Annotated in this window: 19 protein-coding genes; 10 read left to right on the top strand and 9 right to left on the bottom strand. The window is 52.8% G+C overall.

Annotated elements, in window-relative coordinates:
- The first annotated feature begins 7 nt into the window (after nucleotides 1-7).
- The 9 genes from ACFQ88_RS27730 (at nucleotide 8) to ACFQ88_RS27690 (ending at nucleotide 9,414) form a co-directional block, all read left to right on the top strand.
- Nucleotides 8-1,345, top strand: a complete 1,338-nt coding sequence (locus tag ACFQ88_RS27730; RefSeq protein ID WP_379459288.1) for an amidohydrolase family protein — start codon at nucleotides 8-10, stop codon at nucleotides 1,343-1,345.
- Nucleotides 1,346-2,536: 1,191 nt separating this feature from the next.
- Entirely contained in the window at nucleotides 2,537-2,944 is a 408-nt protein-coding gene (locus ACFQ88_RS27725; RefSeq protein WP_239630753.1) for a DoxX family protein, read from the top strand.
- A gap of 26 nt (nucleotides 2,945-2,970) precedes the next feature.
- A complete protein-coding gene (locus tag ACFQ88_RS27720; RefSeq protein WP_379459285.1) occupies nucleotides 2,971-3,747 on the top strand; it encodes a DODA-type extradiol aromatic ring-opening family dioxygenase in 777 nt (258 codons plus the stop codon).
- A gap of 217 nt (nucleotides 3,748-3,964) precedes the next feature.
- Nucleotides 3,965-4,141 (top strand): hypothetical protein, encoded by a 177-nt coding sequence (locus ACFQ88_RS27715; RefSeq protein ID WP_239630751.1) that lies wholly within the window; start codon nucleotides 3,965-3,967, stop codon nucleotides 4,139-4,141.
- 189 nt (nucleotides 4,142-4,330) lie between these two features.
- A complete protein-coding gene (locus ACFQ88_RS27710; RefSeq protein WP_379459282.1) occupies nucleotides 4,331-4,570 on the top strand; it encodes a hypothetical protein in 240 nt (79 codons plus the stop codon).
- Between the two features lie 313 nt (nucleotides 4,571-4,883).
- Nucleotides 4,884-5,426, top strand: coding sequence for a DoxX family protein (locus ACFQ88_RS27705; RefSeq protein WP_379459280.1), 543 nt, complete (start codon nucleotides 4,884-4,886; stop codon nucleotides 5,424-5,426).
- Nucleotides 5,427-5,649: 223 nt separating this feature from the next.
- Nucleotides 5,650-7,263: an MDR family MFS transporter gene (locus ACFQ88_RS27700; RefSeq protein WP_379459278.1), complete on the top strand. Its 1,614-nt coding sequence runs from the start codon at nucleotides 5,650-5,652 to the stop codon at nucleotides 7,261-7,263.
- 91 nt (nucleotides 7,264-7,354) lie between these two features.
- Nucleotides 7,355-8,029, top strand: coding sequence for a response regulator transcription factor (locus tag ACFQ88_RS27695; RefSeq protein WP_379459276.1), 675 nt, complete (start codon nucleotides 7,355-7,357; stop codon nucleotides 8,027-8,029).
- On the top strand, nucleotides 8,026-9,414 hold the full coding sequence (locus ACFQ88_RS27690) for a HAMP domain-containing sensor histidine kinase (protein ID WP_379459273.1): 1,389 nt from the start codon (nucleotides 8,026-8,028) through the stop codon (nucleotides 9,412-9,414). Before ACFQ88_RS27695 ends, ACFQ88_RS27690 begins: the two co-directional genes overlap by 4 nt.
- Before the next feature lie 62 nt (nucleotides 9,415-9,476).
- On the opposite strand, the gene ACFQ88_RS27685 is transcribed toward ACFQ88_RS27690, so the two are convergent.
- From ACFQ88_RS27685 to ACFQ88_RS27645, 9 genes are all read right to left on the bottom strand, one after another.
- Nucleotides 9,477-9,698, bottom strand: coding sequence for a hypothetical protein (locus ACFQ88_RS27685; RefSeq protein WP_379459271.1), 222 nt, complete (start codon nucleotides 9,696-9,698; stop codon nucleotides 9,477-9,479).
- Complete coding sequence (locus ACFQ88_RS27680) at nucleotides 9,695-10,888, bottom strand: Ger(x)C family spore germination protein (protein ID WP_379459269.1); 1,194 nt, start codon at nucleotides 10,886-10,888, stop codon at nucleotides 9,695-9,697. The genes ACFQ88_RS27685 and ACFQ88_RS27680 overlap by 4 nt, the downstream gene beginning before the upstream one ends.
- Complete coding sequence (locus tag ACFQ88_RS27675) at nucleotides 10,885-11,988, bottom strand: GerAB/ArcD/ProY family transporter (RefSeq protein WP_379459267.1); 1,104 nt, start codon at nucleotides 11,986-11,988, stop codon at nucleotides 10,885-10,887. The genes ACFQ88_RS27680 and ACFQ88_RS27675 overlap by 4 nt, the downstream gene beginning before the upstream one ends.
- A 61-nt stretch (nucleotides 11,989-12,049) precedes the next feature.
- Nucleotides 12,050-13,156 (bottom strand): GerAB/ArcD/ProY family transporter, encoded by a 1,107-nt coding sequence (locus ACFQ88_RS27670; protein WP_379459265.1) that lies wholly within the window; start codon nucleotides 13,154-13,156, stop codon nucleotides 12,050-12,052.
- A gap of 14 nt (nucleotides 13,157-13,170) precedes the next feature.
- Entirely contained in the window at nucleotides 13,171-14,745 is a 1,575-nt protein-coding gene (locus ACFQ88_RS27665) for a spore germination protein (RefSeq protein WP_379459263.1), read from the bottom strand.
- Nucleotides 14,742-14,930, bottom strand: a complete 189-nt coding sequence (locus tag ACFQ88_RS27660; protein WP_379459261.1) for a hypothetical protein — start codon at nucleotides 14,928-14,930, stop codon at nucleotides 14,742-14,744. The genes ACFQ88_RS27665 and ACFQ88_RS27660 overlap by 4 nt, the downstream gene beginning before the upstream one ends.
- A gap of 8 nt (nucleotides 14,931-14,938) precedes the next feature.
- Nucleotides 14,939-15,820: a carbohydrate ABC transporter permease gene (locus tag ACFQ88_RS27655; RefSeq protein WP_239630742.1), complete on the bottom strand. Its 882-nt coding sequence runs from the start codon at nucleotides 15,818-15,820 to the stop codon at nucleotides 14,939-14,941.
- A gap of 21 nt (nucleotides 15,821-15,841) precedes the next feature.
- Nucleotides 15,842-16,741 (bottom strand): carbohydrate ABC transporter permease, encoded by a 900-nt coding sequence (locus ACFQ88_RS27650; RefSeq protein WP_239630741.1) that lies wholly within the window; start codon nucleotides 16,739-16,741, stop codon nucleotides 15,842-15,844.
- 203 nt (nucleotides 16,742-16,944) lie between these two features.
- Nucleotides 16,945-18,306: an ABC transporter substrate-binding protein gene (locus tag ACFQ88_RS27645; RefSeq protein WP_379459225.1), complete on the bottom strand. Its 1,362-nt coding sequence runs from the start codon at nucleotides 18,304-18,306 to the stop codon at nucleotides 16,945-16,947.
- A gap of 310 nt (nucleotides 18,307-18,616) precedes the next feature.
- Here ACFQ88_RS27645 and ACFQ88_RS27640 point away from each other — a divergent pair, with 310 nt between their 5' ends.
- A complete protein-coding gene (locus ACFQ88_RS27640; RefSeq protein ID WP_379459223.1) occupies nucleotides 18,617-21,931 on the top strand; it encodes a DEAD/DEAH box helicase in 3,315 nt (1,104 codons plus the stop codon).
- Nucleotides 21,932-22,182 lie beyond the last annotated feature (251 nt).

The raw sequence follows: 22,182 nt of genomic DNA, 5'->3' as shown, positions 1-22,182 counted from the left end.
TGATAACATGAAATGCGATTTGCTGATTAAAAACTGCAGCGTCATGACCCCCGACTTTGAAATCGTTGACCACCGCGCCATAGCGGTCGACGGGACGCGCATTATCGAAATCGGGCCGAATGATGAGCTGACAGCCAAATATGAACCTGCCGAAACGCTGTCCGGCAAAGGAAAGCTGTGTATGCCCGGGCTCGTGGACGCGCATACGCATACGTGCCAGCAGCTGCTAAAAGGCCGCACGATGGACGAGCTCCCGATGATCTGGTCGCGTATCCTCGTCCCGTTCGAAAGCAACCTGAACGAAGACGACGTCCGCGTCAGTGCGGAAATGAGCTGTCTCGAGATGATCAAATCGGGGACGACTTCTTTTGCCGACGCCGGCGGCGTGCATATGCACCAGGTCGCCGAAGCGGCGGTGCAGTCCGGAATGAGGGCGGCGATTACGCGGTCTTGTATCGATATCGGCGATTTTTTGCCGGATGCGATGAAGCAGCCGCCGGAGACGATCCTCGATAACAATGAGTGGCTGCACCGTGAATACAATGGTGCAGGAGATGGCCGAATCCAGATCTGGTTCGGCATCCGTCAGGTCATGTCGTGCTCGCCCGAGCTGATTCAAGCGGCGGCGGAGAAAGCCCGTGAATACGGCACGGGGCTGCACATGCATTTGGCCGAGCACCGCGACGAGGTGCGGTACTGCCTGGAGCGGTACAAGAAGCGGCCGGTCGAATACCTGGAGTCGCTCGGCGCGCTCGGGCCGAATTTACTGACCGCGCACAACGTCGTCTACTCCGAACGGGAGCTGGAGATGCTTAGGCAGTACGGCGTGAAAATTGTCCACTGCCCGCGCGCCAACTTCAACTCGCACGGCTTCCCGAAAACGCCGCGCATGATCGAAATGGGCATGCCGATCGGCATGGGCAGCGACGGCGCGTCCGGGTCGAACCTGAGCTTGTTCGACGAAATGCGCATCTTCCGCTCCGGTTTGCACGCTTACTGGGGTCTCCCCGTGTTCGATCCGCTCGTCGTTCCCGTGCAGGAGCTGCTTAAGATGATCACAACGGGCGGGGCCAGCGCGCTTCAGCTTGCGAATGAGATCGGGACCGTCGAGGCCGGCAAGAAAGCCGACCTGATCCTGATCGATATCGATCAGCCGCACATTACCCCTTCGCGCATACTGATCAACACGATCGTGGAATCGGTCACGCCGCGGGATGTCGAGGATGTCATCATCGACGGCAAGCTCGTGATGAAGAACCGCGAGGTGTTGACGCTCGACCAAGAGCGCATCATGCATGAGAGCAAGACGCGAATGGATGAGATCGCTCGCAGAGCAGGTATATGATACAAAGCCGTGAATCCGGTTGGGTGGATTCGCGGCTTTTTGTTGTTGGTACGGCCGCCAACGGATGCCTAGTTGGGTCCGTTGAGCTTGGCGGAATCGCCGTAGCTCCTTCGATGCGGTGGGTAGTAGCTCCTCCCGTTCTGTAACGCGGAATTTCCTTCTTACTGCTTCTTTCCTACCTGCTCCACCTCCCTGTAACGCGGTTTTCCGCTTTACAGACGCTCCTTCACCTCTCATGACCCACCCTCCCGCTCTGTAACGCGGAATTTTCTTCTTACAGCCGCCCTCCTTCCCCCTACACCTCCCCGTAACGCGGTTTTTCCGCTTTACAGACGCTCCGTCACCTCTCATGACCCGCTCCTCCCGCTCTGTAACGCAGAAATTCCTTCTTACAGCCACCCTCCTTCCCCCTACACCTCCCTGTAACGCGGTTTTTCCGCTTTACAGACGCTCCGTCACCTCTCATGACCCGCTCTCACGATCTGTAACGCGGGATTTCCTTCTTACAGCCGCCTTCCTTCCCACTTCACCTCCCTGTAACGCGGTTTTTCCGCTTTACAGACGCTCCGTCACCTCTCATGACCCGCTCTCCCGCTCTGTAACGCGGAAATTCCTTCTTACAGCCACCCTCCTTCCCCCTACACCTCCCTGTAACGCGGTTTTTCCGCTTTACAGACGCTCCGTCACCTCTCATGATCCCCCCTCCCGCTCTGTAACGCGGAATTTCCTTCTTACTGCTGCCTTCCTTCCCCCTACACCTCCCCGTAACGCGGTTTTTCCGCCTTACAGACGCTCCGTCACCTCTCATGACCCGCTCTCTCGCTCTGTAACGCGGAAATTCCTTCTTACAACCGCCTTCATACCCGCTACACCTCCCTGTAATGCGGTTTTTCCGCTTTACAGACGCTCACACTCTCTCTCCACCAGCTCCTCCCGCTCTGTAACGCGGGATTTCCTTCTTACAGCCGCCTTCCTTCCCACTTCACCTCCCTGTAACGCGGTTTTTCCGCTTTACAGACGCTCAACGCCAACTCACGCTCGGATCGACCGACCTTCAACACCTCAAAAGTTTAATTATACATACTTTATATTTATATGATAAATATTTCTATTGACGCCTTTACTGAAACGTGCTAACTTTAATGTATAAGTTACTTACTTAATTATAGTTAATGAAAGGAAGTCGGTACAGTGCCTAAAGCAAGTATTATTTACACGGTAGTACGCATCCTATTCGGAGTGTTATTTTTAATTCATGGGATCGCCAAGCTGCAGATGGGTCTTGGCAATGTGGCGAGCTGGTTCAACAGCATCGGTTTGCCGGGAGGGCTCGGTTACGTAGTCGCATGGCTCGAGCTAATCGGAGGAGTGCTGCTCATCGTCGGATTCGCCACTCGTTATATCTCGATTGTCTACATTGTCCTGATGGCAGGCGCCATTATCAGCGTCAAGCTGCCGTTGGGCTTACTCGGAGATGGCAAAGCCGCAGGCTTCGAGCTTGAGATCGCCTATTTGCTCATTGCTTTGTTCCTCACTGTAGAACCGAAAAAAGGCTGGGGCATCGACCGGTTGTTCGGAGCTTCGCCTAACGCATCCTAATCTTGCATTCATAAGGAGGTAGTATTATGGGAACTTCGTTGTTTATCGGTCATGGCTCCCCTATGCTGGCGATTCAGGATCTCCCTTACACCAGAGAGCTGCGTCAGCTGGGCGATCAACTGGGCAAGCCTGAAGCGGTTATCGTGTTCTCGGCTCACTGGGTGAGCCGCGGTCAAGCCGTAACGTCAACAGACGGCGTGTACGAAACAATTTATGATTTCGGCGGCTTCCCCGACGAGCTGTTCCAGGTTGTGTATCCAGCACGCGGTTCGGTTAGCATCGCTGACGAAATCAATGCTCTGTTCGAAGCAGCAGGCATTCCGGCTCAAAGCAATACGGTTCGCGGACTCGACCACGGCGTATGGGTGCTGCTGCGTCATATGTACCCTGATGCCGATGTCCCGGTCATCGCTCTTTCCGTCAACCCTACTCTGCCGCCTGAGCAGCAATACCGAATCGGGCAGGCGCTTGCCGAGCTAAGCGAACGAAGAAACGTCGTGATCATCGGCAGCGGCGCGACGGTTCATAACTTCCGCGCCATGAATTTCGCCGCACCGGAGCAAGCCGATGCCTGGGCGAAGGAGTTCGATGATTGGCTGATCGAGCATATGGAAAAATGGGATACGGCAGAGCTGTTCAATTATTTGCAGCTCGCACCTCATGCCAAACAAGCTACGCCGGATTACGAGCATTTCTTGCCGCTCTTTCTTGCGATGGGCGCCGGAGACAGCCGCAAAAAAGCGGAGCTCCTCCACCAAAGCTACCAATATGCGTCGCTAAGCCATTTGATCGTGAAATTTTAAACTGCTTAACTATTTGACAGACGGCGGCTCCTACTTAGGGGAGCCGTCTTTTTTCCACAATAAAGTACATAAGATTCCGAGGTCATCGGATGAAAAATTGTGTTTTGGCGATAAAGGAGAGGCCTCGATAGAGGTTTTCTCATGCAAAGGATTGAAACTGACATTTCATGGCAACAATACAATGTAAATGTGAATATTGTGTAAAGGGGCTATGCGAATGCAGTATAATCTCACAACCAAAAACGATCTGAAGGAAATTATCCAGTCTGCTATCGAACAGGAAAAATGGAACGCAGCGATCAAGCTGATTCAAACCGTTCTGGATATGGAGAGAAACGGCCGCGACACGATACTCATAGAAGTGAGGCATGCTCCACCCGCTACAGGAGATTAATAACGCTATCATTTTTGTCACCTTTATACCAATGGCTCGAAGCAGGCTGTGTCGTGTAATCTCGAGCTTCTATGCAACCTGCTTTCCTGACTGGCTTAACAATCAGTCTTGCTCGCCCGACGGAAGTCTTGGGCCGGTAACCTCCCCTCCTCCCTCTACATACAGTAGTGCATGAGGGGGAATCCGCACATGTCATGGAATCAAAGCATCCCGTATTTAATCGGCAAGCCGGTAGGCGTCTCTTTGACGAACGGGCAAGGAGTATCCGGCGTTTTGTGCAGCGTACAGGGCGGAGAAATCTATTTGCTCGAATATTTGTACCACACGCAGTTCGCGACCAAGCACTACCCGCTGAGCCAAATTCAAAGCATTCTTCCATTCCCGGGCTGTTCTAGGCCGCAAGCATATCAGCCGCCACCTTTGTACTGAAGCATCCTGATGCATGGGCTTAAGAAGGCCGTCTACCGTAAGGATCGTCATCCGCGGGAGGCGGTCTTTTCATTTCTTTTGATAAAAGAACAAACTTTTTTGAGTATGTGATTTTAATCACATACAATGTTATCCAAATTGAGTACACTAAAAGTGTAGAAAGGAAGCAAACAAAAAAGAAAGGAACATGAGTCATGAAACCAAAACTACAAACCAAACGATCCCGACGATCCGGCACAAAATAAACCAACGAACTTGTTTTTTACCCAGGATTGTGAAATATTTCACCAATAAACTTGAGGAGTGACTGATCATGGTACAATGGCTTAGAGAAAACAGATATGCGGCGATGCTTCTTCTTTTCGTAAGATTGTATGTCGGTTATGAGTGGTTAACAGCAGGATGGCATAAGCTGACAGGAGGCTTCGACGCTGGAGGATTCCTGAAAAATGCGGTCACCAAGCCTATCGCGGACAAAGCGACCGGCGAGCTGGTCTACCCTACCTTCACCGCTTTCGTGAACAACTTCGCACTGCCGAACGTGAAGCTCATTAACATCCTTATCCCGATCGGCGAATTCCTGGTAGGCCTTGGCTTGATCCTCGGCTGCTTGACTGCCGCGGCAGCGTTCTTCGGACTCATGATGAACTTCATGTTCATGTTCGCCGGTACGGTAAGCACTAACCCATGGCTAGTCCTGGTAGGCGGTATCGTATTCATCGCAGGCACTAACGCAGGTAAATACGGTTTGGACTACTACCTGATGCCAATGCTCCGCAAATGGTTCGCTCATAAAAAAGACGGCGCCAACCACACAGCAGGCAAAGGCACGAAGCCTACCGCAGCTCACGCTTAAAGCATCAAGATAACGAAAAGCGATAACTACAGCCAAAATAGTTCCTTCCCCCGCACCTTCCCGGTGCGGTTTTTTTTATTTCTGTAAGATTCCCTACGCGTTCCTAGCCTCAATTTCTCGCAAGGTCTTCCGCTTCCGCTTCCATAAACTTCCGTTTACATTCAGTTTAAAAAAGTATCGTATTCTGCTCTCACAAGAAAAAAATAAAGGAGAGATCGAAACCATGTCTTCCGACAAACCGAATCTGAAGCTTATTCTAACCGGCCTTCTGCTGGGACTGCTCCTGGCGTCGCTGGATCAGACGATTATGTCGACGGCCATGCCGACCATCATCAAAGATCTGGGAGGTCTGTCGCTGTACAGCTGGGTGTTCTCCGTCTATATGCTCACCTCGACGACCAGCATGCCCATCTTCGGCAAGCTCGCCGACCTGTACGGGCGCAAGCGCATTTATTTAATCGGAATGTCGCTATTCATGATAGGCTCGGCATTGTGCGGCTTGGCCGGCAATATGACGGAGCTCATCGTCTTCCGCGGCATTCAAGGCATCGGCGGCGGTGCTCTGATGCCGATTGCAATGACCATCATTGGAGATGTCGTAACGCTGGAGCAGCGGGGCAAAATGCAGGGCCTGTTCGGCGGCGTATTCGCCCTCTCGAGCATTATCGGTCCGGCAATCGGCGGTTTTATCGTTGAGCATGCCAGCTGGAACTGGATCTTTTACATCAATCTGCCCTTCGGCATTGCCGCCATGCTGATTATGGCTGCCGCGCTGAAGGAGAGTAAAAGCAGCGAGAAGCGGACGATCGACTGGCTCGGTGCGGTTACTTTGAGCGGATCGATTATTTCGCTGCTGCTTGCCCTTGTGCTCGGAGGCAGCGGAGAAGGCGGCGGTACCGTCCATTATGCTTGGAGCTCGCCGCAAATCATCGGCCTTCTAGCCGTTAGCGCCGCCTTGCTGGCCGTATTCCTATGGATCGAGTCCAAAGTGAAGGAGCCTATCCTGCCCTTGAAGCTGTTCAAAAACCGCGTCATCGCCGTATCGTATTTGACCGGTTTTCTAATGAGCGCGGCCATGTTTGGTGCGATCACCTACATTCCGCTGTTCGTACAGGGCGTTATCGGCGTCAAGCCTTCGATGGCGGGTTACATTTTGACGCCGCTCATGCTGTCCGTCTTCGCTGCGGCTATGATCGGCGGACGCCTCCTTAACAAGGTGCCTTACAGAGCGATCATTGTTGCCAGCATGACGATTATCGGCATCGGATTCGCGCTGCTCGCGCAAATGGACGTTTATACTACGAGCGGGACCATCATTCTGTATATGATCATTGCCGGACTGGGCATGGGCCCGCTTATGCCGACCATCAATACGGCCGTGCAAAGCGAAGTCGGCCGTCAGCTGCGCGGAGTCGCTACGTCCTCCGTCCAATTTTTCCGCTCCATCGGCGGGACGATCGGCGTCAGCGTTATGGGAGCGCTCATGGCGGGCCGGATGACCGAGGGCCTGAGCGGCATCGGCGCCAAGCTCCCTCAGCTGCCGGCAGAGCAGCTGCAGCAGCTCGCCAATCCGCGCGTCCTGCTCGATCCTGCAGCGCTGGCAGCCATCCCGCGAGACGTGCTGCTCGAGCTGCAGCAGGTGTTCACCTCCGCAGTCGACCAAGTGTTTATCGCCGGTTTTATTATTATCGTCCTGGGCTTTATCGCCGGCTTCTTCATGGGCAACGCCCGCTTGACCAATCAGGACGGCGAAGGCGGGGGAGCCCGCAAGGCACCCGCACCCGCGCCGGCGACGGCTGGCGCCCCGGAAACGGCAGCCAAGCCGGAACTCGTATAAAGGAAGTAACTGGTGTATGCTATTTCTATTACCGATGATGATTCCGTTCCATCCGTTGGAGGATATTGCAGCAAGGAGGCCGGGTACAACCATGACAAAACTGATGATCGTGGACGACGATCCCCATATTCGCGAGCTGGTTCGGGTGTTCTTAAGCAATGAGGGCTTTGAAGTGTACGAGGCCGTGGATGGCGAGGATGCACTGAATAAGCTGGCGTCGCTAACTGTCGATATGGTCATTCTCGATATTATGATGCCGAACATGGACGGCTGGGAGCTGTGCAAGGAGCTGAGGGAGCATTATGAGCTCCCCCTGCTCATGCTCACGGCCAAGGGTGAAACGGCCCAGAAGGTAAAAGGCTTCGAGCTCGGTACGGACGATTACCTCGTCAAGCCGTTCGATCCGCCCGAGCTGGTCGCCCGGGTGAAGGCGCTCCTGAAGCGGTACCGGATCGCCGCGTCCCAGACGGTTCAAGTCGGTGAGCTGGCCATGAACCGCAAAACGTATGAGCTCACCGTCGCAGGAGAAAGCATGACCATCCCTTTAAAGGAGTTCGAGCTGCTGTTCAAGCTGGCGAGCTACCCCGGCAAAACGTTTTCGCGCGAGCAGCTGATCGAGCAAATATGGGGTTACGATTTCGAAGGAAACGAGAGAACGGTCGATGTTCATGTGAACCGTCTCCGCGAGCGGTTTCCCGAAGACCGGTGCTCTTTTAAAATCAACACGATCCGGGGCTTGGGCTACCGTCTGGAGGTTTTCCCATGAAGCTGCGCTTCGCTGCCAGCGTAGTCGGCTTTCTGGTCGTCACCATCCTGTTTTGGACCATTGCGTTTCTAATCACCGCCTATATGTACGATGCGCGGGACAGAGAGGCACTGTGGGCCGACATGCTCGAAAGCGGCAGCAAAATCGCCTTATTGTCCGGCCCCGACTCAGGCGAGATGAACGCGGAAATGCTGATGAAGCAGCTGGCGCTTCTTAAGAAAGAACGCATCGTGCTTATAGACACGACGGGCCGCAAGCTCGACTCGGGAGGAGCGGACGCTTCGGCGTTCGCCCAAAGCATCGATCCGGCCGACGTCGCTCAGGTGCTGTCGGGGGATATCCTCCAGCGCGTGGACCGTCCGAACCTGTTCATGGCCGGCTTTGCCGTTACAGGCCAAACTCTTATGCTAGGCGGGCGCCCTTATGCCCTATTCATTCAAGCGGAAGCGTTAAGCCTGTTTCACGATTACGGCAAGCAGCTTCTCACGGTCGTAGTGGATCTGCTCCTGTTTTACATCGTCATTCTCTGCGCTACTCCGGCAAGGAAAAAACAAATGCAAGCTCTGAAAAACATGGTCGCCGCCATCCGCAAAATTGCACGTGGGGATTTCAACGTCACCTTCACGGCGCTTCATAACCGCGGGCCTTGGGGCGAGCTGTCGCAAAGCTTGAATCATATGGCGGTAGAACTGAACCAGATGGAGCAAATGCGGCAGGAGTTCATCTCCAACGTGTCCCACGAGATTCAGTCTCCGCTGACATCGATCAGCGGATTTGCCCGCGCCCTGCGCAACGAGCAGTTGAACCCGGAGGAGCGGCTTCACTATCTCGACATTATTGAAACGGAGAGCAAGCGGCTGTCGAAGCTGAGCGACAACCTGCTCAAGCTGACGTCGCTCGAATCGAATCATCACCCGTACGAGCCGAAGCCGTATCGGCTGGATAAGCAGCTGCGCCGCATCGTGCTGGCATGCGAGCCGCAATGGCTGGACAAAGCGATTGACATGGACGTCGACCTCGAAGAAGTAACTGTCCATGCAGACGAAGATATGTTGAGTCAGGTATGGGTCAACCTGATTAACAACTGTATCAAGTTCACACCGGACAAAGGAACGATAGGCATCCACCTGCAGCGGCTGGCCGATTCGGCCGTCATCCGGATTACCGATACCGGAATCGGCATTGCACAGGAGGATTTGGAGCATATCTTCGAGCGCTTCTACAAAGCGGATAAATCGCGCAACCGCAGCGGCAAGAGTAACGGCAGCGGGCTCGGGCTGTCGATCGTGAAAAAAATCGTCGAGATGCACCACGGCAGCATCCAAGTGCAAAGCCGCCTCGGTGAGGGGACGACGTTTACCGTTACCCTGCCGATTTCATCGTAATGGGTCAGGTGAAGGGAGTATCCTTCACCTCCCCCCCATGCGAATTGCATCTCCCAGCCTTCTCATGGCTCCAACAATGGCCATAACGGCTTGAAGATGGCCTCTAGGACCATCGGAGGGCCGGGAGTATTCGGCAAGTCCAGCATGGACAAGCCCCAGCCCAGGAGAAGAAGCGAAACGAATACCACCCGGTCTCGCTTCGGCTTTTTTTTGAGCTGCGGCCATTCAACCCATGCAATAACCAACACAGAGACCGTAACGATGTAAAAGAAGGTCCATCTCATTGTTTCGTCACCTCTTCCTCAGGCATTCCTCCCGGGGTGTTAATAAGTCCGGGTCTAAGAATATGTGCTTCCACTTCAACCTTCACTTTCACATCCGGAAATGTGTCATCCCAATGATCTTTTACCGCCTCCCATTGTTTAGGGTACTTACGGTAATATTCCGTCGCGAAGCCGAACATATCCACTTTTAACCGCTCCTGCGCCTCGCGAAGCGCTAGGCGGATTCGTTCTGCCACGTCGTTCGCAAACGACTCCTCCATGCTCTTTAACAAGTTCGGATCCATCGGATCGAGAACGGTTCCGTTCTGAACCAAATCCCCCTCCGTATACACCTTGATGGTCATCCTCCACTGATTTCCATCCATTTCAGGAATCATCCTTACCCTTGCTTTTACCGGTTTTAACGATACGAATCCTTCCTCCTTGCCGATTTTATAGGTCACGGTATATTCTTTGATCTCATTTTTGATCCACATGACGCCGCGCGTTACTTTTTCCGATATTTCGCCAACCATCTTGTCTTTTTTGAATATGGCCGTACCGAAGATGTACGGTATCGTTTGATACGGCTCGGCCGATACCGCTTTCGGAAGAATGTAGATCAGCGGGAGCATAGCCGATCGGGCTTCCCCTTTCAGCATCTGGCTCAGTTGCTCCAGCGTCACACGAATGCCGATTTGCAAATCGGATAATTTCCTCATCACTTCCGCCGAGGACCGTTCGATAGGCGGAAACAATTCAAGCGCTTCGGCGGCTAGCCCTTTACTGACAAACATATAAGCTCTCTCGCGCGGCTGAGGATGACGAACCAAAAAATCGAATTGCTCCCGGATTCCTGCTTTAGCCAACGTTTCGCTGAAAACAAATATTTTGCATTGCCCCCAAAACAGCTTCCGCGGCATCTTCCGCTGCAGCTTGGATAATGCATCCGCGATATTGGACCCTTGCTCTGACCGTATAGTGGTGCGCCGCGCCGCGCCTCCGCCGGTTCCTCCCCCTCCCATCATCCCCCCTGCGCCCTGGTTCTGCGGAATAATGACTTGGATGGTCGTTCGGATCTGGTTGTTCTCTCCCATATCGAGGGCTAAAGCCGTCACCACCGCCAAATCGTTCAGCTCGGTACGGTCCCAGCAGCCTCCAAGCAAGATCAGAAGCAGAACGGCGACGGCCGGTTTCCCGATACGTTTCATTGCTCCGCCCCTCCTTTGCCCAATGCTTTTCTTTTGAAAATGGCTGTCAAAAGCAGCAGTAATGGAATGACCGTCAGCATAAGCGGCAATTCGAACGGAATGATGAATCTGTTATATATGGCAGTCGCAGCAAAAGTCGGCAGCCCCCACAAGCTGCAAGCCATAATCAGGAGTCCCACGGGAAAGACAACCGGACGGTAATCGGACAGACTTAAGCACTGTGCGAGCGAAAGAGCCGCTGTATAGTAAAATCCTCCGATTTTGACAAAGTTTCCGAGCACCCACATGGCCAAAAGCAGTGATTCCAAATTTTCGAAAAAATTGCCTAAGCTGATATAACGGAAAGCAACCAAAATCGGATACATTTTATTGCTTGAGTCCACACCAAGCAGGAACAAAGTAATGATATTGACGTATGTCAAGCTCATTATGGCGGCGCTCAAGGAAAGGACCCCCCACTTTCTTCCTTTTTGCGGATCGGTCAGGTACGGGAGAAAAAACGAAATCAGGAAATATTCGCTGAACCATGCTTGCGGCATAGCTGCCCCCTTGAGTACAGGTACCCACCCATGATGAAGGACCGGAAACAGATTCCGCACATCCAAGTCAGGAATCAGAAACAGGAGAAAAAAGGTCGGAAGAATAAAGAAGGGCGTGAAGATCGTTGCGCTCCTTGCGATCATTTCCACTCCGCCGCGTACGGCGAAGGCCGCGAGCAGAAGGATGGAGAAAATAACTAACAGGATCGGTGTTTTGAATAAAAAGTTGCCGGTCACAAAATCCGCATATTGACGGGTAACCGTTCCTGAAATAGAGGTGATCAAAAGAAAGTATGCTATTCCGAGTATTTTACCAGGTATTTTCCCTGCGATACGAGTGCTGTACTGGATTGGGGTTTGCTTCGGGTACAGCTCATGTAACCGGATCGCTGTAAGGACGCTTATCAATCCGCATATGGAGGCAACAAGGGGTGTCATCCATAAATCATTTTTTGCGTACTCTCCGGCAGTGACCGGTAACGTTATAAAGCCTGTAGCCAAAATAAGAGGGTACATAAGAAGTCCCATTTGATAGGCGGACATTTTTCCCTTCTCCAGCATGTTCCGTTCACCCGCTTTAGGTTAAGATTTATTCCAGTCCCTGTTCTTATTTCGCCGACTTTCATCGGGTCGCTTTTTCACCGCCATTCGTTTTCTTGGCGCGCAAAGCCCGGATAATCAGCAAGATCATCGGAATGATCAAGAGAATCGTAGTAATTTCGAAAGGGGCTACCAGTTTCAAATACAGCTTGACCTTCGGTAAATCGGGCAGCCCCCACATGCTGCATATGACGGCCAAAATTCCGATTGGAAACACAATAGACCGGTAATCGGACAGTTGACAGGTATGTGCTAATGAGAGCACGGTCGCATAATAGAAGACTGCAATTTTGACGAAGTTTCCGACGATCCACATGGCTAACAGACCTGCCTCCAAATTCTCGACAAAATTAGCGACGCTGATATAGCGGAAAGCCGTCAAGACAGGATACGACTTATTCTCGATATCCGGCCCGAGTAGAAATAAAGTGATCAGATTGACATAAGTCAAGCTGAGAACGACCGCGATTAGCGAAACCGTGCCCCATTGTTTTCCTTTTCCCGGATCCTGCAGGCAAGGCAAGAAAAACGTCATTAAAAAAAATTCGCTCATCCAGGCTTGAGGCGATGCTGTTCCCCTAAGGACAGGGACGAGTCCGTGATTCAGGATGGGAAATATATTTCCCAAGTCCAGCTGGCCGATCAGAAACAGCAGAAGAAATAATGGAATAATAAAGATGGGTGTGAAAATGACGGCACTTCTGGCCAACATCTCCACACCGCCGCGTACAGCCACAGCAGCAAGTACAATCATTAAGGCAATAACAAGTAAAATCGGTGTTTTGAACAAAAAGTTGCCTTTGACGAATTCGGCATATTCCCGGGTAATGATCCCTGTGGCACGCACTAAATACAGGAAGTAAATGACGCCCAATATTTTACCCGGTATTGTTCCGACAATGTTTTCGCTGTACTGAACGATACTCTGTTTAGGATAATGATCGTGCAAGCGGCATGCAGCATATATGGCGATGACGCCCGTCAAAGAAGCCAACATACTAGTCAGCCAGAGATCGTTGCCTGCATATCGGGAAGATAGGGTCGGAAGTACGAGAAACCCCGTACCCAATACCGTGGGATACAGCATAAGCCCCATTTGTACCGCCGAAATCTTTCCTTTCTCCAGCATCCGACCCACCCCTTTTACTTTTCGTCACCTCTCTCCGGCCCCGGCTTTTGACTGGCAGACTGCCGGTATTGATCATAGTCCCCGGTAAGATGAGGACGCGTATTCATCATCCACCAAGGCGCTCTCACAAAGATATCTTTCAACTCGCCCCCCTTTGGAATCGCGACGGAAGCCAAATAAGGAATGCCGAAGGATCGCAATCCGCACAGGTGGAGAACGATAGCGATAATCCCCATCATAATGCCAAGCAGCCCTAACGTCCCCGCCAGAAAAATTAATGGAAACCGCAGCATCCGTATGGCAATCCCGACGATGTAACGCGGAACCATAAAGGACGAGATGCCGGTAATGGCAACCACGATAACCATAGGCGCAGAGACAAGGCCGGCCTGAACCGCTGCCTGGCCGATAACGAGCGCCCCGACGATGCTGACGGCAGCGCCTATCTGCTTGGGCAGCCGCACTCCCGCTTCACGAAGCGCTTCGAACGTAACCTCCATAATCAGCGCCTCAATAAAAGCCGGAAAAGGTACCGCTTCCCTTGAGCTTGCCATACTGATCAACAGCGAGCCCGGCACCATCTCTTGGTGAAAGGTAAGCACCGCAACATAAATCGATGGAAGCAGCAGCGATATTAATGTAAACATATATCTCAGCCATCGCGTAATCGTAGCGATCCAAAACCGTTGATAATAATCTTCTGAAGACTGCAATAAGGAAAACAAGGTTACAGGTGCAATAAGAACAAATGGAGTCCCCTCCGACAAAATCGCTACCCGCCCCTCCATCAGGTTGCCGCAGGTAACGTCGGGACGTTCCGTGCTAAGCAGCTGAGGAAACGGGGAGTAAGGCATATCCTCTATCATTTCCTCGATATACCCGCTTTCCAGAATTCCGTCGATGCGAATGCGATGGAGCCGGTTTTTCACTTCCTCTATCAGTGTCTTGTCCGCAAGCCCCTCGATATAAGCCAAAGTGACATTCGTCTGGGTATAATCGCCGATTTTCATCGTTTCCATTTTGAGCCGGGGACTCTTAATGATACGCCGGATTTGGGAAGTGTTGACCCGCAGCGTCTCGGTAAACCCTTCACGCGGCCCCCGGATCCCTACTTCGGCCGAAGGCTCTTCAATCCCCCGCTTCTCCCATTTGCTCAGCCCTAATGCCAGTCCCTGGGCTTCATTCTCGCACAATAGAACCGGATATCCGTTGGCGGCATACCAGACACAATCTTCAATCGTCGCAATCGGTTTGGCATCCGATACGGAGATGATCCTTTCCGCCAGCTGCTTCATATCTGCAAACCCGGCGATGTCCTCCTTCAACAGAGGAGTAATCACATACATATCGATAGAATCGCAGTTCGATAACCCTTCGACAAACAATAAATTGGCCTTAATCGTTCCCCCGATATAAAAAGTCCTAAACACGACGTCCGAGCAATTGGCATAAATGGAATGAAGCAAGTTCAGATTGCTTTGCAGATCCGGGACAAGGAGGTGTTGAGTATTTTGAGCGTGCTGCTGCTCTTGAACCGGAGGCGCAGGTTGTCTTTTTTTCAATAACTTCAGCAGCAGGTTTCTGTTCAAGCTTGCTCCTCCTCAGGGGCTGGCTGTTTTCCCATAAATTGTTTAGTTGTAATATGCGCAGTAACAGCCACTTTCATGCCAATATTTTCTGCAAAGGATCCCGCTGTCCTCCGCTTCTTGCGGCCATGACAAAAAACCGCTCTCCCCGTAAGGGAAAAGCGGTTTTCCTGTTGATAAGCTTCCATCCGTTGGATTAGCCCTTCAAAGATCCTGCGGACATTTGCATGAACGATTTGTTAGCCAATACGTATACGACCAAAATCGGCAGGATGGACAAGCATGCGCCGGCCAGCATCAGGTTGAGCTGCGCCGCGTCGCCCGTACCGTAGCGCAGGTTCGCGAGACCGACGGTCAGCGGCTGCAGCTTCGGTGAGCTCATCGTAAAGACGAGCGGCAAAATATACTCGTTCCAGCCGTGGCGGAAGGCGAACAAAGCCGATACGCCAAGCCCCGGTGCGACCAGAGGCAGCACGATTCGCCAGTAGATGCGGAAATAGCCGCAGCCGTCCAGCATTGCCGCTTCATCCAATTCCTTCGGTATCCCTTGGAAGAAGCCGAGCAAAATGAAGAACGTGGAAGCATGACCCGCGATGAGGATGATGACGACACCCCACAGCGTTTTGTTCAGGCCAAGCTGCACCATAATATCGTATTGCGGACGAAGCACTACCGCGCCGATCGAGATAAACATTGTAGCGGACTGGATGAAGACGAACAGCTTTTTGCCCGGAAAATCGAGCCGGTTGGCTGCGAACGCCGCCATGGAAGCGACGATCAGCGTGCCGATCGTAGATACGATACTAATAAACAAGCTGTTCCACGTAAAAGTGCTGAAGTTCCCTTTTTGCCATGCATTCAAATAGTTGCTGAACTGCCACGACTTCGGAAAAAACGTGTCGCCCAAGTTAATCTCAATATTCGTTTTAAACGAATTGATGATAGCCATAATGACCGGAAAGACCGTGATGACCAGAACGGCAATCAAAAACGCCCACAGAATGACGCTGCCCGTATATCTGCTTGCCTTGGACCGGCTTTTTTGCCCCGCGTGTACGGTTGCAGGTGCGTTGCTCATAGTATCCGCTCCTTTCCCCTATTAATACACCTTGTTCAGGCGTTTCGAGATATAGAAGTATGCTGCCGTGATGATACCGACGATCAATGCGGTTACGAAACCGACCGCGCTGCCGTAGCCGAACTGCGGCTGAACGCCGGAGCCAGTGGAAACCGGGAAGAACAGCTTGTACACGTACAGGAACATAACTTCGGTCTTGCCGACAGGTCCGCCCTCGGTGAGGACCATGATGCTCTCATAGCCCTTCAGGGAGTTGATGATCGCGTACATGATAATGATTTGCAGCACCGGTCCCAGCATCGGAATTGTGATATACCAGAACTTCTGCGCTTCGTTCGCCCCGTCCAGCGAAGCACTTTCATACACATCGTTAGGAATGCTTTGCAAGCCGGCGATGAACAGGAGCATATAGTTACCGAACGCTCCCCATGCGGCGATCAGAATGACCGTAAGCATTGAGTACTTCTGCCCCAACCAATCGATAGGCTGGTCAATGATGTGGAATTGTACCAGCATTTTGTTCAAAATCCCGTTATACGAGTTAAAAATAATGAAGAAAACGACGGCCATTACGGCCGAGCTGATAACCGTAGGCATGAAGTAGACGGCCCGGAAAAATTGACGCCCGCGCAGCGCCCGGTTCAAAATCACCGCCAGAATCAACGATAGCGGAAGCGTAATAATTAATTTGCCTCCGGCGTAGATGAACGTGTTCCAAACCGAATCCCAGTACAGCTCGTCGTGGAACAGCTGTTTGAAGTTGTCGAGGCCGATGAAAATTTCCTTGCCGTATCCTTTATAGTCGTAGAACATGTACCGGATCGCCCACAGGATCGGGTACACGGAGAAGACCAGCGTCAGGAACAGGCTCGGGACGACGAAAACGGCGGATACCCCGTAGGACCTGAGTTTTTTTACCATGGTGTTTCCCCTCCTAAAAGTTTTGCCGCAGGCAAAACTGGCTTCGTTAGCAGTACTAAGTCTCGTAAGCAAAGCTATTTGGCAAAAAGAAGGGGACCGTCTATTGGAAGGTCCCTCCTCTTCTTGCATAACACTACAATCCAATCACTGCTTCAGCTTTCATCCACAGCTTAAACAGTAAATCTTACTTCAGCTTCAAATCCTTACTTCAGCTTCATCGGATCGAAGTTCGGATCCGGAGTTACCTTCACGTCGCCTGCTTTGATTGCTTTATCCAGCGCATCGTTGTAACGCTTGGTCAGATCGGCGATGATCGTATCTAAGTTTCCGCTGCCGTCCAGGATGTATTTCCAGAACGCATCCGCATACTTCAAGCCTTGCAGCGAGCTGTCTACGTTAGGCTTAACCGGCCAGATCGCATCGGATTTCGTAGGAACGAAATCTTTGTAGCCGTAGATGTCCGGTGTTTTCATTTTCTCGGCAACCGATTGAAGCACCGGCATACCAAGACCCGTTTCTGCATATTTCACGAGGTTTTCCTCGCTGTACATGTACTCTACGAATTTCCATGCCGCTTCTTTGTTTTTGGAGCTGCTGCTGATAGCCATCCATTGTGCGCCGTTCATTCCGTTCAAGCCTTTCACCGTACCGTCAATGGAAGGCACGTCAGCTGCAGCCCATTGAACTTTGGTAGGGAACTGCGTTTGGTAAACGCCGATTTCCGCGGAGTAGGACAAGTACATCCCGATTTTACCTGCCGCGAATTGAGCGCGCAGAGGGTCGATATCCATCGATTCTACGCCCGGCAGCATGCTGCCGTCGTCTTTCATTTGCTTAAGGGCGGTAATGACTTCTTTGTAACCGGCGAAATCGTATTTTCCGGTCTTGAAGTTGTAACCGTCGACTCCATAGCCGCTCACCTGCAATATGTTGCGGACGGAACGCTCCATCGCGCTTGTAGGGTTTTTGAAGTTTTCGGCAAAACCGTAGATGCCGTCTTTTTTGCCGACCTCGGTAATTTTTTTCGCGGCGTCCACCATTTCCTGCAGCGTTTTCGGAGGGTTGGCAATGCCCGCTTTTTCGAACAATTCTTTGTTGTATACGAGACGAATCGTCGTTCCATAGTTAGGGAGCGTGTAGATTTTGCCGTCGTACGTGTTCGCGCTGTCTCTCAAAGTGCCTTCAAAGCGCTTCTTCATGTCGTCCTTCATATAGCCGTCCAGCGGCTCGAAGTACTGCTTGCGCGCCATGTTGACGAAATCGAATTTGGCGTTAAGAATGTCAGGAGCTTGTCCGCTTGCATAAGCAAGGTCAACCGACTGAACGTAGTTCTCGGACATAACGCTCATTTCCACTTCAATGTCCTGGTGGTCCGCATTGAATTTCTCTATGAGTCCTTTAATATGATCGACGTCATGACGGTCGGCCGTCCAATAAGTCAATTTCGTTTTGCCGTTGGCACCGCCTGCCGCGCCCGCGTTCGAACCGTCTTCCTGGTTGCCGCATGCCGCAGCTGTAAAGGCAAGGGACAGACACAGTACCGCTGCCATTGATTTTTTAACCATCGTATAGTACCTCCCTGTTTCGTACTTAACTTGTTCTTATGTATATAGATTATGCGATTTTTGTCGAAATTGGAGTGCGGTGAAACAATCACAAAGGGATAAAATCCGACGATAGTCCCAAAATCGTTTTTTCCGCCCGTCTGAAAAAGCTGATCGCTGCCTTGGATTTGCCTATCATTGCCCGCCAATAGAATCGTCTCCTAGCCAGTCCGGCATGTGGAGCCGCTCTCCGGGACACAGACCTGTCACTCGTATTGTGTTACTATATGATTATCGGAATTTGAGAACACCGGAAAGAAAGGATTACGCCATGAGCTTGCTGTTAACCCGCAAGACCATTAAATCGCTGTGCGACCGGCTTTCTTACGAGAAAGGTTTAGCCTATTATCGTGCAGGCAAAGTCACATTTCAGCAGTACGATACCGAAATGTCTTCCTATGAAGCTATCGTGAAAGCGGACAAAAGCTCCAGCTACCGCGTTCAAGTCCAATTCGACGAGCTGGGTGAGGTGAAGGCCGAATGCGAATGCCTAACCCTGCAATCGTATCAAAAATATTGCGGCCATATCGGTGCCGTCCTGCTTCATATACAAGATGCCCAACCAAGCGGACATCAGCCTCCGCCGCTTAACCGTGCCGCCTTGAGTGCGGATTCCGGTCCCCTTCTGCATTCTAATACTGCCCAAGAGGAGCGCGAAGGAGGCGGAATCTCGCTCAAGGACCGCCGCCTCGCCGGCGATCTGCTCGGCCTGTTCGAGCCCAGGCAGCCGCTCCGTCCCGGCCGGAACCGGCTGGTCACGGACCCCCGGACCGTGCTGGAGGTGGAAATCACACTCAAGCCGGTTCCCTATGGTTACAGGAAAACAATGTTCGGGATTGAGCTCAAACTAGGGCTGCAGCGGTTATATATTGTCCACGATATAAGGGAAGCTCTGGAGCGGATTTACCGGCGCGAGACCATTGCGTTCTCCAAGCATTTTACTTACGACCCGGAGGTCCACTGCTTTCAGGCGGAGCATGACGATATCATCCGCCAGCTCATCCAGCTGTGCCACAATGAGTCGATCCTGCAGGAGCCAACGGCTGCGAAGCCGCTGCGCATCGGCAGCGACCGGATGATGCTGATTCCGCCTGCCCAATGGGAGTCGCTCTATCCTCTGTTGGTCTCGGCCCCTACGGTCCGGCTCGAAGCGGACGGCCATGTGTACGACGGCCTTCGTCTCACCGATGAAGCCCTTCCGCTGCGATATACGTTCGATCAGAACGGGAATGAAGGCTACCGGCTGAGCGTCGAGGGCTTGGAGAAGCTGACGATGCTGGAATCGTACGGCATGGCACTCGCTGACGGAAAGCTGCTGAAGCTGAAGGACGACCAATGCGTGCGGCTGTCAGGGCTTAAGCAAATGCTCGATGCGTCCGGGACAAGCGAAATGGTCATTCCGCCGGAGCAGATTGAGCCATTTATGGAAAAAGTCGTTCCCGGGCTCATGAAGCTGGGGACGGTCCATATCGCACAGTCCGTGTCCGACCGCGTTCTTCAGACCGAGCTCAAGGCCAAGCTGTATTTGGACCGGGTAAGGGACCGTCTGCTTGCAGGGCTCGAATTCCAGTACGGCGACATGGTGTTCAATCCGTTGGAGAGCGCGAGACAAAGCCGCAGTACGGACCGCATTCTCATGAGGGATGGGGACAAGGAACGGCGCATTTTGGAGCTGTTGGAGCAAAGCACCTTCGTCATGACGGAGGAAGGCTTTTATATGGATGACGAGGAAGGCGAATACGAGTTTTTGTACCATACGGTTCCCGAGCTGGAGAAGCTGGCCCAGGTGTATGCGACTTCCGCCGTCAAGGCCCGAATCATCGCCAAGCATGCGCCTCCGACTATTACCGTTGACGTCAATGAACGGACCGATTGGCTCGAGATCAAGTTCGATATGGCGGGAATTGCCGAGGCGGAGCTGCGCGGTCTGCTGCAGTCGCTGGAGGAGAAGCGCAAATATTACAAGCTGCCGAACGGCGCGCTGCTGCCGCTGGAGAGTGCTGCGTTTCAGGAGATTGTCCGCTTCATGAATGAGGTCGGGGTCCGCAGTATCGATGTCAAACAAGCACAATTCCGGCTCCCGGCGGTCCGCGGGCTCCGGCTCATGGACGCGCAGCTGCAAGGCCGGGCCGTGCAGCTCTCCAAGTCGTTCCGCCGTCTCCTCGAAAACATGAGGAACCCGGATCACCTGGACTTCCCTGTTCCCGAAACGCTAGCCCCTATCATGCGGGATTATCAGAAATACGGGTATCAATGGCTGAAGACGCTCGCCCATTATCATTTCGGCGGTATTTTGGCGGATGATATGGGGCTCGGCAAAACGCTGCAAAGCATAGCCTATCTCGTCTCCATCCTTCCCGACATCCGGGATAAGAACCTCCCGGCGCTCATCGTCGCTCCCGCTTCGCTGATGTACCATTGGCACGCGGAGCTGCAGTCGTTCGCCCCTCATCTGCGAGCGGTCGTCGTGGACGGAAGCAAGCCCGAGCGGACGGCGGCCCTCAAGAGATCGGAGGAAGCGGACGTGCTCATCACCTCCTACCCTCTCCTTCGCAGAGACATGGAGCTGTACGTCAAGCATTTGTTCCATACACTGATTTTGGACGAAGCCCAGGCTTTCAAAAATCACACAACGCAGACGGCCCAGGCGGTGAAGGAGCTGCAGGCGACCTACCGGTTCGCGCTCACCGGCACACCGGTCGAAAACTCGCTCGAGGAGCTATGGTCCATCTTCGATGCGGTATTTCCGGAGCTGTTCCAGAGCCGTCAAGCCTTCGCCGATATGACCCGGGACGCTATCGCCCGCCGGGCCCGCCCGTTTCTGCTGCGCCGGCTCAAAACCGACGTGCTGAAGGAGCTGCCTGACAAGATCGAGTCGGTCCACACGTCCGAGCTGCTGCCCGAACAGAAGAAGCTGTATTTGGCCTATTTGGCCAAATTGCAGAAGGAGGCGTTGAAGCATTTGAACGACGACACCTTTCAGAGAAGCCGGATCAAAATATTGGCCGGCTTGACCCGGCTGCGCCAGCTGTGCTGCCATCCGGCTCTGTTCGTCGAGGATTACGCAGGCAGCTCGGCCAAATTCGAGCAGCTGCTGGAGATTATCGAGGAATGCCGGAGCTCGGGGAAACGAATGCTCGTGTTCTCGCAATTTACCGAGATGCTCGGCATTATCCGGCGCGAGCTCGGCCTGCAGGGCGTGCCGCACTTCTACCTCGACGGCAGCACGCCTGCTGCCGAACGGGTCGAGCTGTGCCGCAGGTTCAACGACGGCGAGAGAGACTTGTTCCTCGTCTCGATGAAAGCAGGCGGCACCGGCCTCAATCTGACCGGAGCGGATACGGTCATCCTCTACGACTTGTGGTGGAACCCGGCCGTAGAGGAGCAGGCCGCGGACCGGGCTCACCGCATCGGCCAGCAGCAGGTCGTTCAGGTGATCCGCCTGGTCTCCCGTGGAACCGTCGAAGATAAGATGGTCGAGCTTCAGCAGAAGAAGAAGCGTCTGATCGATGAAGTGATCCAGCCGGGCGAGGAATCGCTGTCCTCCATGACCGAGCAGGATATCCGTGATCTGCTGATGATTTAGCTGTATACTCAACCCGGTAACAACTAAAAAGCCTTGATCAGTACTATGGGTCAGCTCCGTGAACCCCATAGTCTCAGATCAAGGCTTTTTACTATGGCACTGATTCGGGGAAATGCCTGCAGATCACCGCTCGTTGCCTTCCCTTCTTCATGCCGGTTAAATCCTTATCTGTCACTTGCATGCCCTCATTGCGGCATCTTCACCGTGAAACTGCTGATGCGTATCGTCTTTTGGAGCTGGCCTTACTCCAC

It is taken from the genome of Paenibacillus sp. NPDC056579 (assembly GCF_042793215.1).
Classification (GTDB): domain Bacteria; phylum Bacillota; class Bacilli; order Paenibacillales; family NBRC-103111; genus Paenibacillus_S.
Note: the sequence above shows the minus strand (reverse complement) of the source record. Positions and strands in the feature narration are given on the sequence as shown.